This is a genomic window from Longibacter sp. (assembly GCF_051155795.1).
GTDB lineage: Bacteria > Bacteroidota > Rhodothermia > Rhodothermales > Salinibacteraceae > Longibacter.
Genome location: NZ_DAXETW010000168.1, coordinates 1 through 14,185, shown reverse-complemented (window position 1 = coordinate 14,185; position 14,185 = coordinate 1). Strand labels below are relative to the sequence as shown.

The window sequence follows — 14,185 nt, the reverse complement described above, 5'->3', positions numbered from 1 at the left end:
GCCCACGGGCGGTTCCACGTCCCCTGCCAGCTCGCCAGTGCGGATACACCGTCGAGCACCGTCAGTTCAAGGTTTGACGATACCTGGAAGGGCGTTTCCCAGGGGGCAGGGACCGACCGGTTGTCGAACCGTCCCGGGTACCGCCGGTGCACCCGGCTGACCTCGGCCGTGACGTCCCCGCTCAGACGCGGGCCGTCGCGCTGAACGCGGAAGGCGGCGCCGACCGCCCGCCCATCGCCGACGGCGAACAGATCGCTCTGCCGCCCAACCTGGCGCTGTGCCACTGTCCGCGCATCATCGAGCGGGTCGGGACGCACGAGCCCTCCGTAGTCGACGCTCACCGTTCGTGGGTGCCACTTGGCATACGTCTCGATCCGGAACGTCCACGGCCCCGGCGGGCGCAGCAGGAAATCGGCTGCCGTGTGGTAAGCCCGGGGCGGCGACATCGTGCCGTCGAGCGGCAACCAGAATTGCACCGACGGCACCACCGCATTCGGGCCCGCGTTGCTGACCTCCGCCTGCAGGACGTACTGCCGGTAGAGGCCGCCGGCGACCCGGACCGCCAACTCACCCCACGTCGTGCTGGAGCGGTCAAACCGCACCGAGGCCCGGGGCTCGGCGTACACGCTGCGACGCGCGGCGACGTAGGTGAGCCGGCTACCGGCAGTAGCGGTCAGACCCAAACCGATGGAGGCCGAGCCCTTGACGTAGCTGCCTACCTGCCAGGCATCAGCGTCGTGACCGAGCGCACCGAGAAAGCGATTGCGGACGTAGAACGCGCCGTCGAAGCGTCGGGGCTCGAGCCCTGCTTCCAGGTGATACCGCGGGGAGATGCTGACGTCGACGCGGCCCCGCGCGCCGATTTCCGTGAGCTGATTGCGCTCGGCGGAGTGATCGACGGCCTCCGGACGGAGCCGGTCATCGCCCACAGCGTCCAGCGCCGCCTCGAGCTGCACCCGCGGATCGCTGCCGGAGACGTCCTGCAGCGTCGAATCCCGGAGTCCGAAGAACGTCTCGGACGTGTGCCGGCTGCCGTAGACCTGGACGCTTCCCATCGTTCGGGCGCCGGCCACCCAGTCGTATCGCACCTGGGCGACGGCGTTGTCCCAGTCGTTGCGACCGGTCGAGGTGAGCAGCTGCTGCGTCCCGCTGCCGTCCCCGAGCAGACTGCCGATGCGGGTGCCGATGTGGTCGCTTCCGTGGTAGCCGGAGACGGTAACCGTTCGGAAGGGCGATACTTCCTGCCGGGCGGCCGCGTGAATGTCGTAGAACTGAAGGTCGGACGAGGGCAGCTGGGCCTGAAGCGTTCGCGCTGTTGTGCTGGACGCGTCTCCGCCGGGGGCAGGCGTCCACCAGGCGGCAAGGGTCGGGTCAAGCTCGGTCCATGCATCGAACAAGCGATGCAGGGCCGGGTCGCGGTACGCCTCCCACACGCTCCGTCGCGCCGCCACCATGGCCTGTCCGCGCCGCGCCGCTCCGTTGCTTTCCCCGGCCGTCCACACCGCGTCGCCGCGACCGCTTACGCTCACCGGGTCCACTCGCACTTCCGCCGACGGGCCACCGCCGCCCGGCTCCTGTCGCCTGAGGTCGTGCGTCGCCTCCACCACGCCGCCGGTGTAGCTTCCTTTGGCCACGGAAAATCCGGTCTTGTGAACGGACAGCCGGCCGAGGGCGTCCGGGCTGAACGCCGACAACAATCCGCCCAGGTTGACCGGCTCGCGGACGGGCGCCCCGTCCAGTAACGTGACGTTTTCGCCGTCGCCCCCGCCCTGCACGTTCAGGTCGGCGCGGGGCCTACCGACGGACACGCCCGTCTGCCGGCTGGCGCTCCGCAGCACGCCGGGCGTGGTCACCGCTCCGACGCCGAAGACGTCCCGCGGGGCGACGTCGCCCTGCCCGAGAGAAGCAGACGGGAGGCGCTGCTGGAGGCCGTCCACGATCAACGGCTCGCCGTCCAGGACGCTCGGCTCCATCCGCACGGTGATGCTCTTCTGACGGTCCGTCGGCACCCAGATCGTATCGACGGACGTCGTGTACCCGATGTACGTCACCAGAAGGCGGTGCGGCCCCGAGAGAACCGAGGCAAACCGGAAGCGGCCCGCGTCATTGGTCGACGTACCTGCGGAGGCATCGGCCAGCAGCACGTTCGCCCGCGGCAACGGCTCGCCCGTCGCGGCGTCAACCACCGTGCCGACGACGTGACCGCGTGCATTCGGCGTCCGCACACCTTCGACAAGCAGGTAGGTGCCACCGGAGGTGCGCAGATAGTCCACGCCGGTCCCGTCCAGGATGCAGCGAAGGAGCGCCTCCGGTGCCGCGTCCCGGATTCGGCAGTAGACCGTCCGGCCGTCCACAAGATCGGTGGAGTACGCGATATCGGCTTTCGTTTTTTCGATAAACCGCTCCAGTGCCTCGTCCAGCGATACGCTCCGCATCGCAACGGTATACAGGGCCGTCTCCCCGTCCTGAGCACGGGTTGTGCCGGGCGTAAGTCCGAGCAGGCCGACCAGAACGACAACCGCCAGCCGCATGATGATGTCCCGTCGGCACATATCTCGATTTGGGTATGCAGTCAAAGGGTGCGATCGGACGGTCGCAGATCTTCGTCCGTCCCCGCATTATGACGGTTCGAGAAGGAATCCTTGCTGCGTCTTGCGGTACGACAACCCCTGAATGACGCAGATGTCTCGCAGCACGTCTTCCAGTTCCACCGGGCGCGCGTAGTGCAGGGTCAGCGTACCGGTGCGATCCACGTCGTCGGACAGCCGCAGGTGGGTGCCGAACTGCCGTTCGAGGTCGGCAAGGATGCGGTTCAACGACGCGTTTCGCGCGGCGAAGCCGCCGGTTCGCCACGCCGCCATGTACTTCAGGTCGATCTCGCCCGGAGACTCCGGCGACCCGGTACCGACGACGCGGCTGCGCATTCCAGGGGTGTCGAGCACGACGGAGCGCGCCGGATCGGGCGAGACGCTCGTTGCGGAGCCCGAAGGAGCCTGTCCCGGCCGGACATGAAGGCGAACGCGCCCGGTTTCAAGAACAACATCCGTGGTTGGCGTACCGCCCGAGCGAAGAGCGCGGACGGTGAACGCCGTACCGAGAACCTGTACGACGGTGTTTTCACTCTTCACCCGGAACGGCATGGACTCGTGTTCGACCTGGAAGTACGCCTCTCCGCGCAACTCCACCGAGCGAGTGGCGGCATCAATGAACGGGAAGCGGTCAAATCCGCGATCGTACGTGAGGGTCGATGCGCCGTTTAACGCGACGACGGACCCGTCGGGGAGCGTCACCTGCTCCTGCACCCCGGCTTTCGTCGAGATGGTCACGGGGCGGGCCCACCAGGCAAACAGCGCCCCGACCACCACGACAGCCAGCACCGACGTCACCGCCGACGCCCAGACCTCACGCCGGATCCCGGATGACTCGCTGGCCGAGCGTGCCTTCGACGGGCGCGGAGCCCGGTCGGCGTGCGGTGACGTGGCATTGAGGTCCAGCGTGTCCGACAGCTCACTCCATGCGTCATCGACATCGAAGGACGATGTTCGTTCCTCCGGCGCGGGATGGTTCAAGAGGGACCACAGCGTTCGGTAGTCCTCCTTCTTCGCCTCGTCGTCGGCGAGATCTCGTAAGTCGGGGGGCAGCGATTTCTTATCCATGAGCCGGGGCACGTGCTCAGGTCGGGAGGGAGAAACAGGAATGCTATGATCGATGCATCAGGTCGGGACGGTGCTCGTGCAGCCGGTCGCGGAGCGTGTCCATGGCTCGCATGATGTGTGTGTTCACGGTGTTCTTCGAAATCCCCATCACGTCGGCGATGGTATCGTGGCTCATGCCTTCCACCCTGCGCAGCGTGAGGGCTTCGCGCTGACGCTCGGGGAGATCGTCAATCCAGCCGTCCAGCAGGTCGCGGAGGAGGCCGGAGTCCACCTCGTCATCCGGGGCCGCGGGTTGCGCATCCAGGTCGTCGGGCCGGAGCAATGCTTCGTTCTCGCGGCGCACGCGTTCATCGCGCGTTCGGTTGTAAACAAGACGCCGCGCCGTCTGGAAAACGTAGGCCTCGATGTTCTCAACATCGGCGAGACGCGTCCGGGCCGACCACAGCCGGACGAAGGTGTCCTGCGTAATGTCATGCGCCGTCGACTCTTCCCCCGTCATGCCGCGCACGTAGCGGAAGACACGCTCCGACAACAGCCGGAAGAGCGCCTCGAAGGCGCCGGTGTCTCCGTCGGCCACACGTCGCGCGATATCCTGCGGCGACGCGTCTGCTTCGGCCTCCTCTGCACGGGATGAGACACCAATCATGAGCGGGATCATGAGTCACAGGGTACGAAACGGTCGGCCGGCTACCGCTCGGGCAACGAAGCCCGTCCCCCGTGGCGAAACAGCGCCGACGAGGCGGTGCGGGTAGGGTATCCGGCGTAGTATCAACATACCAGATATCCAACCTCATGACCCAGGCCGACCTGTACGACCGTGACACGAAAATGTGTAGTTCTTGCAAAGAAGGTTCATAACCGAACAGGGACCGGGCTCCTTTCGGCAGCGCCCGGCCCCTGCTGGTGTCAGTCATACATCATCCACGCGGTGTTAGTTGCTCCCGCTCGGCGGGGTAAGCACCGTGTCGATGCCGTGGATAATGCCGTTGCTCACCTGCACGTCGGGCGCGGCAACCGTCGCGTTTTCCGCGCTCGGGTTCACCGTGATCGTGCCGCCGCTGACGCCGAAGGTGACGTCGCTGCCTTCAAGCGTCTCGACGGACTGACCGTCGGAGATGGCCGACGATTCGACCGCCTGACCAGCGATGACGTGATACGTGAGGATGCTCTCGAGCTGCGACTGCGACGGGACCTCATTGCCGTCAATCTGGCCGTTGTCGTTCGCATCGAGGGCGTCGAGGAACGCCTGGTTCGTCGGCGCGAGGACCGTGAACGGACCGCTGCCATTCAGATCATCGTCCAGTCCGGCCTGCACCACGAGGTCGGCCAGCGTGCTGAAGGTAGGCGTCAGGATGGCCCGCTCCGTGACCGTCGTGGCTTCGAGAAGCACACCGTCGATCAGGTGGACGACGCCGTTCGACGTCTGGATATCGGCTGTCGTCACGGGGATGCCGTTGACGCGCACCGTTCCACCGTCCACGCTGAAGCTAAGGTCACCGCCCTGCAGCGACTCGGCCGTTTGTCCGTCGGAGATGTCGCCGGCTTCGATCGCGCTCCCGGCAACCACGTGGTATGTGAGCACCTTGCTCAGCAGGTCGCTGTCGGCCGTCAGTTCGCCGGCGTCGATGTTGCCGAAGGCTGCGTCGACCGGGGCGAAGACGGTAAACGGTCCGTCGCCGTTCAGGTCGTCATCCAGCCCGGCGGCAATTACGGCGTCCGTGAGCGTTGACAGTTGCGGTGTAAGCACGGCCCGCTCGGTCGTCGTGGCTGCTTCGAGGAGCACGCTGTCGATGAGGTGGACGACCCCGTTCGAGGTTTGGATGTTGGCTGTTGTGACTTCGATGCCGTTCACGCGAACGGTACCACCATCTACGCTGAACGTCAGGTCACCGCCCTGGAGGGTCTCGACCGTTTGACCGTCGGAGATGTCGCCGGCTTCAATTGCGCTCCCGCCGACCACGTGGTACGTCAGGATCTTGTTGAGGAGATCGCTGTCCGCCGTCAACTCGCTGGCGTCAATCTCGTCAAAGGCCGCGTTGACCGGGGCGAACACGGTGAAGGGGCCGTCGCCGCTGAGGTCATCAGCGAGACCGGCTGCGCCCACCGCATCGGCGAGGGTCGACAGACCCGGCGTTAGTACAGCGCGGTCGGTAGTCGTGACGGTTTCGAGCAGGACGCCGTCAATGACGTGCACGACGCCGTTCGAGGCCTGCAGGTCGGCCGTCGTCACATTCGCGCCGTTCACCTGCACGCCGCCGTTGCTCAGGGAGAAGCGCAGCGTCTCCCCTTCCAGGGTTTCGACGGTCTGTCCATCAGAGATGTCGCTCGCGGTGATCTCGCCCTGAACGACGTGATAGGTGAGGACCTCTTCGAGCAGGTCGCTGTCGGAGGTCAGGTCGTTCACATCAATCTGCTGGAAAGCGGTGTTCGACGGGGCGAAGACGGTGAACGGACCGTCGCCGTTCAGGTCGTCATCGAGACCGGCCTGGCCGAGCGCGCCGGCAAGCGTGCTCAGGTTACTGGCATTTCCGGCCAGCTCCGTAATGGTCGGATCCGGCATCGTGCCCATTCCGCCATCATCATCGTCGTTGTCGCAGCCCGCCAGGACGAGGGCGGCGGCCAGAAACAAGACGGTCACGATCGTGGGGAAAAGGCGAGCAAGGGGATGCTCGATAGAGCGTTGGCGAAAGAGTTGCATGGGTGCAGGAGGTTCGTCTGGGAATGCGTACGACAGGTGGAGCAGGCACAAAAGGCCCGCTTGATTTCGCACCCCGGCGACACGCTCGCCCTCCTACGACAATGACACGCCAAATGAAACGAACCCGTGAGTCCGCCCGTGGGCGAATGATCTCGGTGTCCAGACTGCTTCCGAATCTACGTCGGCGTGGTGGACAACCCGGACAGCGCGGACGGCCGGGTCGCCCGTTCAGCAATGATAAAGCGAGGCGGCTCTCGACCCACCCCACGACGGCTCACGGCCCCGGGGAGAGTCAAACGGTGGCCTCGATCACTTACACAGCCTTTGTGTCGAGGTAACAGTGCGGCAATTCCTTTCCGCTCAACGATTCGTACGCTGTACATGCGCCGATGCCGGCAGCCGAGCGATGACACGTCCCCCCATCCATCACCGTTCGGTTCCGACCCAGCGCTCCACTGACGCGCCCGCTTCCGCTGTCGCCGTCCGTGAAGCCGGATTGGCGCGTACGCGCCGGTCTTCGGGGAGAGTTCTGTTTTTAACAACTGCTCAAAGAGGCCGGACGCCGGTTCCACGGCGCGATCGCAGCCGCGGCAGCATCCGATGCATTCTATCGCTCTCACGTCGCACCCTCCGCACACGTCATGGATCACGACGGACTCGCCCCGCCTTCAGGCAACCGGCCCGATGCCAACGCGACACCTGAATCCCCGGCATCGCGACCCCCGCGTCGACAGCGGGTGGAAACACCACACGAAGCGGAGGACGTCAATGCATCCATGGCCACGCCGCTGGCCGGGCGCGAAGAGACGCTGCGCCACCTGCTATCGATCACCACACGTGTGGGCTTGCGTGGCGAGTCGAGCAGGCCCAAGGACGGCCAGAAGCATCGAGATGCCGACGAGCTGAACATCCCTGCGTCAGTTCAGACGCTGCTCGAAGCGGAAGACCTCGCTATTGGCGTTCTCACGTCCGACGGTGTCATTGTTCAGGTGAGCCCCGCGCTCGATCGTCTGATCGGCACATTGCAGAAGGATAACGCACCGGAAGACGGCGACAACGAGTCGGAAGCATGGCGCGGCCGGGCTCTTTCGTCCGTCATCGACCGTGGGGGCACAGGGTCCGCAGTGGCGTCCGCCGTCGAGCAGCTTCAAACGGGAACGCCTTACGCGACCTTCGAGACGGAATCCACCGCTGAGGCGAAATGGAGACAGCCGCTTCGGTGGCTCCTCTTCGGCACGCCCGGGACATTCGCCCGGGTGATTGTGGCGATCCCGTCGTCGCCGGCATTTCGACCGTCTGCCCACGCTTCCCGGAACCGGGAGCCGCACGCTACGGACCGCTCGGAATCGACATCTCCGGAGAAGCGAGTGCAAAAACGGGAGGAACCGGACGCATCGGGTGCGGGGAACAGCGTTCGGACCCTGGATGATCTTCGCCACAACGAAACCATTCTGCGCCACCCCGACGTCGTACATGATATGCTTCGGCAGCACGCCGACTATCAAGTGGAGCAGGAACGGACCAGGATCGGTCGTGAGTTGCACGACTCCGTTGCTTCCGCCCTGGCCGGTGCCTCGATGTGTCTGGAGACCCTGCGCGATCGGCTGCAGGATACCAATGCGGGCGACCTGAACCGAAAGCTGACGGAGATTCACCAAACCGTACGGGATGCGGTCCGAACCGTGACGGACTTGTCTCGGGGGCTCGTGAAGGTACCGGACGTGAGCCGATCGATGCAAAACCACCGTCCGGGTACAGCCAACCGTAGCGTCACCTCGTGGCACCCGTATGGGGAAAGCGAAGAAGCGAACGTGCACGACACGGTCGGAGGAGCTGACCGTGCAGCCGTGCAGGACGTATCCCCGACGGCAGAAGATGAGGGCTTGCTGCGACAAGACATTGAACGCCATCTTCGCCGGCTCGAGGCCTTACATGACGTGACCTGCTCGTTGACCGGTGCCGACGTCCTGGATCCTCTTTCGGTTCGCGACGTCCGTCATCACATCCTTGCGATCATTTCCGAAGCGAGCCACAACGCCATCAAGCACGGACAGGCAGACACCCTGCACGTGCGAGTGACACGGCACGACGACGACCTCACAGTAAGCGTTCTCGATAACGGTAGCGGCCTGACGGACGACGTGAACCGCACACAGGGCGCTGGAATTGAGTCTATGCGTCAGCGCACCCGGTTGATGAACGGCACGCTCCATGTGGCAAACCGGGCCGTCCGCGGCGTATGCGTTCAATGCACGATTCCACGTCCCTCCTCGTAGGACCGTTGTCGAAGTCGATGGGAGGAGGTAGGCCGATCGTGTATGCTACGTCGGCCCTGCCCGACAAGGCACCGCCGTCGCAGCGAGCGCCGTAGGCATGTAACCTGCGGCCCGTATGCGAGAGTTCGCCTCGACGCGTTGTCTTTCGAGGCCGCCGTGTTGCCCGGATTTGCTCTCAGCCGGTTTGAGAGAAGAAAAGCGCGCCCGGAACGTGGCCCCGAATCCCGCCGAGTCTACGCGCCGGGGCGGTGACGGTCGCCTACGACATGTCGATATCGATCACAGCGGTAGCTCGAACCAGCAGCTTTCGTTCGCCGGCCGAGAGCGCGTGCCCCGTTGCGTCCCGGTACGCCTTCAGGTCGGCGGCCAGCACACGCAGATCGATCTTGTCGTCGTATTCTGTTCGGAGCTGCACGATCGTCTGAAGAGCGGTCATTTGCCGGTCTCGCCGGCGGCTCTGAAGGAGATCCCGAATCTCGGAGATGATCCCGTCGGCCCATTCCGGGTTCGTAGGCGGCAGTGACACCGATCGATCCGTCTGAGCAACCCGGTCGACCATCATGGCCGACGGCCGGGCATCGGCAGTGGATGCAACCGACGACGCCTGGACGGGCGACCCGATGAAGTAGACCAGAATCAGGGCGAGTACACCGAGGACGATCGGAAAAGCGAGGCTCCGCCGTTCTTGTCGCGGCGAAGACGAGACGGACGCGCGAGACGTCCGGGCGCCGGAGGCGGGTTGGTGCGACATGAGGAAGATGGCACAAGGAAGAAGTGCGAGAACACATCCGCACAATACAGGACGTGTGTAGTCTCGCGATTACGCCGGCACAACCAAACTGCTACGATACGATGGAGAGCGCGTGAGCGAATCGTGGTGCGCCTGTGAACGACGAAAGTCGGCGGTCTGCATACCGTGTCGCGGGAAAGACCGGTTCGTGGTTTCCCCGCACTGGTGATGGATAATCGACGCCCCGCTCTCCTGGTACCTCCGGCCGATCTCCCCTCTCGAGGTCGTCCGTTCCAGACGCAGCTACCGCGCCGGCCGATTCTCGTCGATCACCCTATCGACGACGAGTAAAAAGACGTATCGGTGACTCGATGCAGACCTGTCGGGCTGGGGAATTGTCGTCGGTATCGGGTAGGCATTCTAATCCCCTCCGACGTCGATTGCCACCGACCCTTTGACCATTCGCCCCGCGGACGGATCGATTCCATCGACCGCATCCGCGTCGCGGGGTGTTGACCGATTCGTGCCGTCGATTGACGTCCGATCACGACCCCGTGTCTTTCGTCGCAGGCTCTGTCTTGTACGCGAGGCCCCATTGCTGCATCGCGGTGAGCACGGGAACGAGTCGGCGGCCCTCGTCGGTCAGCCGATACTCGGTCTTCGGCGGGACAACCGGGTAGACCCTGCGGTCAATGAGCCCGTCCGCCTCCAGTCCCCGGAGTTGCTGTGCGAGCATCTTGTCGGAAATGTCGCCCACGGCATCCCGGATCTCGGAGTAGCGCAGCGTCTCCCCCCGGAGATGCCAGAGAATAAGCACTTTCCACTTCCCCTCAAGGACGCTAACGGCCAGTTCGACCGGACAGGAAAAGTGACGATCTTGTATTGTGAAGGTGGCCATGACGGAATCACTCCATTTCTTACCGAACGGAAAGGCGCTAACATTCTAGTCGGTACTTGACCGACAGAATCTTTAAAGCGAACATGAAGCCGCGGGTTCATCCCGAACGGATCGCCAACCGTCGGCTCTGCGGTTCTGCAGAGACAAGCCCGTTTTATCGTCTCGTTCTGTCTCTCTTTTTCGCGCCGGCCTGTCATGAGCGCTTCCCGAAGCACCACAACGTCGAGCCCCAAGCACGTTCTGATGGTGGTTTCCAACCCCGCGGAATCGACCACCATCGGCGGCCCCGTCGGCTTCTGGGCGTCCGAGTTAACGCATCCCTTCCTCGCCTTTCACGAGGCCGGGTACGATGTCACCATCGCCAGTCCGGATGGCGGCCGCGTCACGTTCGATGCAATGAGCGACCCACGCCATGAGAGTGGGTACGCCCGGGACGACATGATTTCGATGGGCTTCATTCACACAGAAGAACGAATGGCGCTCCTCGATGAGACCCCAAGCCTTCGGGATCTGCGCCAGGCCGACTACGACGCGATCGTCGTCTGCGGTGGACAGGGCCCGATGTTTACGTTCCGCGAGGCCGAGCGCCTACACGACCTCCTCGCGGCGTTTTACGAGGCGGAAAAGCCCACAGCCGCCCTCTGCCACGGCGTGTGCGCCTTCCTTGACGTCCGCCTTCCCGACGGCTCCCTCCTGATCAAGGGCAAAACGATGACCGGCTTCGCGAACTCGGAGGAGGACTTCACGGACGACTACGTCGGTCAGGCCGTCATGCCGTTCCGCGTTGAGGACGAGGCGAACGCGCTCGGGGCTCACTACGTCACCGCCGGGCCGTTCATGCCGTTTGCCATCCGGGACGGACGCCTCATCACGGGTCAGCAGCAGTACAGCGGCACGAAAACCGCGCACCTCGTGATCGAAGCCCTCGGCATTTAGCCGACATCATCGTCAAACCAAGATATTCCGCCCTTCACCGTCATGAACATCACTGTTATCGGGCACGGGTCCGTCGGGGGAACGCTCGCGACGGCGTGGGCGCACGCGGGACACGACATTACGATCGGTGCGCGTGAGCCATCGGGGGATGCAGTTCAGCGCCTGTCCCAGACGATCGGGATCACCGTCACGACGATTCCTGAGTCACTATCTCATCCAGAGGTGATCCTCGTTGCTGTTCCGGCTCACGCGGGAATCGAGGTCACGGACCAGATCGCATCCGCCAGACCGGGCCCAGACACCGTCTTGATCGACGCAACGAATGCTGTTGGCGCCGGACCGGTCCCCTACGAGACCGTCGCCGATGCGCTCCAGGCCCGCGTGAATGGGGCCCGGGTCGTGAAGGCCTTCAACACGACGGGTGCAGAAAACATGGCCAATCCCGACTACGGCGGCGACCGCCTCGATATGTTCATGGCCGGCGATCACGATGATGCCAAGGCGATCACAGCATCCCTGGCGAGCGATGCAGGGTTTGGCGCCTGTTACGACGTCGGCGATCCTTCCTTTTTTGCCTCCCTCGAACATCTTGCTCGCATCTGGATTTCCCTCGCCCTCACGCAGGGACATGGCCGCGAAATCGGCTTCAAGCTGCTTCACCGGCCGGACGCGTGACGCGTCGCGCGCCTGACGGTTCTCGCGAACGATCGCGTCCAACCCATCCGCCTCCGTCTTCGGCGAGGGGTCCGTCTCCTTCTCGCCCGCAGCTACTTCGTTGCTCGCTCGATGGGCGGCGGCGTCATGACGCGCGCATCCGAGGGAGGGGTAAGCTGCGATGCCTCGAAGGGGCGGCGAAACGAAATGCTGTCGGCCCAGGCTTCGCTGCGGCGCTCTCCTTTTTCTCCATCCTTGAACCGGTATCCCCGGAAGTGACGGGGCACGGTCAGTCCGTCCACGGTGACGTAGTCCTCGTAATAAAAAAGGGTTTCGGAGACGTCTGCGTCATCGGGCAGATCCTGACCGTAGGTTACCGTGTACCGGATGGCCTCGACCCGGCGGGTGCGCGGGTGGATGTACAGGGTGTACGTGTCGTCGTCGGAGTAACCCGTTCCCTCGTCATACCCGGCGCGAAGCATCTGGTAGGTCTGGCCATCAAGCGTCTCATCCTGGAGAATCTCCAGCGTGACGCCCGGGTCTGCGAGGACGAACGGGATCTGCTCGAAGTAATAGCCCGTGGTGGCCCAGAAATGCGGATTGGGCTGCTCGAGCGAGTCCGGTGTGATCCATGCGACGTTGCCGTTCCAGGCAAAGGCGCCGTCGATCGGCTCCGGCGCACCGAAGGGCCCGATACTGAGGAGGTCGTGGTAGGCGGTCCGGGTACGGTTGTTGGCGACGAGAAAGGACTTGAATTGAAGGTCGACGTCGCGGTTGGCATACTCCCAGGTGTAAGAACTCGTCGGGGCCTCGTACCACGCGACCAGTCCGCCGTGCGCCGCGATGGTCTCCAGCAGCAAACGCCCGCCGGCGCTTTGCTCCAGGCGGGATCGCGCGGCATCGGCCCGTTCGTTTGCATCCCCTAAGATCCCGGCCTTGAGGGCCGCCTCGGATGTCGATGCTTCGTCGGACGCCGTTGTATCGACGGACGCACCCGGGTCGCTACTGTCGGCGGACGGACAACCGGCTAACACGATTCCAAGAACCAGGAGGGCCAGAAGTCGCAGGTCTATCGGTAGGTGATTCAATATGGTACGCAACGTTTCGTACAAACATCGGGGCGGGTAGACGGGTCAGCGCTCTGCTGCACCGATTCGGGAGGTGTACGCGGCGAAGGGCGAAGAGTGCCTGAGGGAGTCCCGGTGCCGTGCACGATCGAAAGCGGGAGGCCCGCGCAGATGACGGTTTGCATCATCCGGACGTCGCCATGTTGGACTCGATCGTACAGGTTTCCCGGAGGTTCAGCGCGCCGGCGATGTCGCTCCAATGGAATGCGGAGACGCTCTGGTCATCGTGAACCGCTATGAACGCACCGGAGCCGAATGCCCCGAACGATCGCTGGGACAACGCTACGCCGTCCGTGTTCGACGTAATCTTTCCACCGAAGCTGCCCACGGGCTCGAACGAGGTGCGATTGAACACACGAAACTGATTCTGCTCCTCGTCTTGATCGGTCGCGACCCAGTACCCACCTCCGTCGTCGCAGGCGTAGAGCACGAGTCCCTCCGGTTCGTATTGAAACTGTCCCTGACCCACTACCTCCCCGGTGAACGTCCCGTCCAGCGTGTAAATCTTGTGGACCAACTCATCCTCTTCCGCGATCAGAAGGCGTTCGTTTTGCGGATCGGCCCAGATGGTCTCGACTTTTCGAAGGACCCCCTCCCCGGTCGTGTCTCCGAAGGACCGGACGAGCGATCCTTGTACCGTATCGGGGGACATCGTGACGCGGAACTGCTTGACGCGCTCACCAAGGAGAGAATCAGCCGGAATTTGCTCGTCCTCCGTCTCGTAGTTGTCGGTGACGTACAGGGAGAATGTGTTTCCGGAATCCGGCACGACGGTGCCGCCGTACGGACGCCGCAGGACATCCGACCCGAACCAGCCGGCAGACTCGAGCGAGGGCAGCCGGAGGGCCTGAATCCGGTGGTTGTTTCGCTCGATCACGTACGCCATGTCGCCATGGACGACGATGCCGTTCGGGCGGTCGAACTCGGCGGCACCGGTCCCTTCCCGTCCCACGCGGCGGACGGTCTCCCCGGATGTCGCGTCATACACCACAACAGCGTCTCCCTCTTTGGCCGTCGCCAGAATCCAGTGCTCCCCGCTGTCGCCATGCCAGAGCGCCGGGGAGTCAATGTTGTCCGACGGCGTCCGCGGCGTCTCGTACGCTTCGGTCACCGTCACTGGGGGGACGGAGGTGTCAGACGATGATTCGCCCGTCACCGCATCGCCCGCAGTCGCCGGATCCGACTCTTTATCCGCTTCGGGAGACGGGTT

The 14,185-nt window shown here is 64.1% G+C and carries 11 protein-coding genes; 3 read left to right on the top strand and 8 right to left on the bottom strand.

The window, feature by feature from the left end; genetic code table 11:
• From ACFCU0_RS15750 to ACFCU0_RS15735, 4 genes are all read right to left on the bottom strand, one after another.
• Positions 1 to 2,552: carboxypeptidase-like regulatory domain-containing protein (locus ACFCU0_RS15750; RefSeq protein WP_434974637.1), on the bottom strand; the 2,552-nt coding region annotated here is incomplete at its 3' end.
• A gap of 66 nt (positions 2,553 to 2,618) precedes the next feature.
• Positions 2,619 to 3,656, bottom strand: coding sequence for a FecR family protein (locus ACFCU0_RS15745; RefSeq protein ID WP_434974636.1), 1,038 nt, complete (start codon positions 3,654 to 3,656; stop codon positions 2,619 to 2,621).
• Positions 3,657 to 3,699: 43 nt separating this feature from the next.
• Positions 3,700 to 4,302, bottom strand: a complete 603-nt coding sequence (locus ACFCU0_RS15740; protein ID WP_434974635.1) for an RNA polymerase sigma factor — start codon at positions 4,300 to 4,302, stop codon at positions 3,700 to 3,702.
• Between the two features lie 285 nt (positions 4,303 to 4,587).
• Positions 4,588 to 6,354, bottom strand: a complete 1,767-nt coding sequence (locus ACFCU0_RS15735) for a fasciclin domain-containing protein (protein ID WP_434974634.1) — start codon at positions 6,352 to 6,354, stop codon at positions 4,588 to 4,590.
• Between the two features lie 641 nt (positions 6,355 to 6,995).
• Between ACFCU0_RS15735 and ACFCU0_RS15730 the strand changes: the two genes are divergently transcribed.
• Positions 6,996 to 8,630, top strand: a complete 1,635-nt coding sequence (locus ACFCU0_RS15730) for a sensor histidine kinase (RefSeq protein ID WP_434974633.1) — start codon at positions 6,996 to 6,998, stop codon at positions 8,628 to 8,630.
• A 259-nt stretch (positions 8,631 to 8,889) separates the two neighbouring features.
• Here ACFCU0_RS15730 and ACFCU0_RS15725 read toward each other — a convergent pair whose 3' ends face one another.
• On the bottom strand, positions 8,890 to 9,381 hold the full coding sequence (locus ACFCU0_RS15725) for a hypothetical protein (RefSeq protein WP_434974632.1): 492 nt from the start codon (positions 9,379 to 9,381) through the stop codon (positions 8,890 to 8,892).
• A 523-nt stretch (positions 9,382 to 9,904) separates the two neighbouring features.
• Positions 9,905 to 10,258: a winged helix-turn-helix transcriptional regulator gene (locus ACFCU0_RS15720; RefSeq protein WP_434974631.1), complete on the bottom strand. Its 354-nt coding sequence runs from the start codon at positions 10,256 to 10,258 to the stop codon at positions 9,905 to 9,907.
• A gap of 195 nt (positions 10,259 to 10,453) precedes the next feature.
• Here ACFCU0_RS15720 and ACFCU0_RS15715 point away from each other — a divergent pair, with 195 nt between their 5' ends.
• Both ACFCU0_RS15715 and ACFCU0_RS15710 read left to right on the top strand, forming a co-directional pair.
• On the top strand, positions 10,454 to 11,194 hold the full coding sequence (locus tag ACFCU0_RS15715; protein WP_434974630.1) for a type 1 glutamine amidotransferase domain-containing protein: 741 nt from the start codon (positions 10,454 to 10,456) through the stop codon (positions 11,192 to 11,194).
• A 42-nt stretch (positions 11,195 to 11,236) separates the two neighbouring features.
• Positions 11,237 to 11,869, top strand: coding sequence for an NADPH-dependent F420 reductase (locus ACFCU0_RS15710; RefSeq protein ID WP_434974629.1), 633 nt, complete (start codon positions 11,237 to 11,239; stop codon positions 11,867 to 11,869).
• A gap of 92 nt (positions 11,870 to 11,961) precedes the next feature.
• On the opposite strand, the gene ACFCU0_RS15705 is transcribed toward ACFCU0_RS15710, so the two are convergent.
• Together ACFCU0_RS15705 and ACFCU0_RS15700 are read right to left on the bottom strand one after the other, a co-directional pair.
• Positions 11,962 to 12,936: a DUF6503 family protein gene (locus tag ACFCU0_RS15705; protein WP_434974628.1), complete on the bottom strand. Its 975-nt coding sequence runs from the start codon at positions 12,934 to 12,936 to the stop codon at positions 11,962 to 11,964.
• A gap of 163 nt (positions 12,937 to 13,099) precedes the next feature.
• Positions 13,100 to 14,185 (bottom strand): phytase (locus ACFCU0_RS15700; protein ID WP_434974627.1); only part of this gene is annotated, 1,086 nt, incomplete at its 5' end.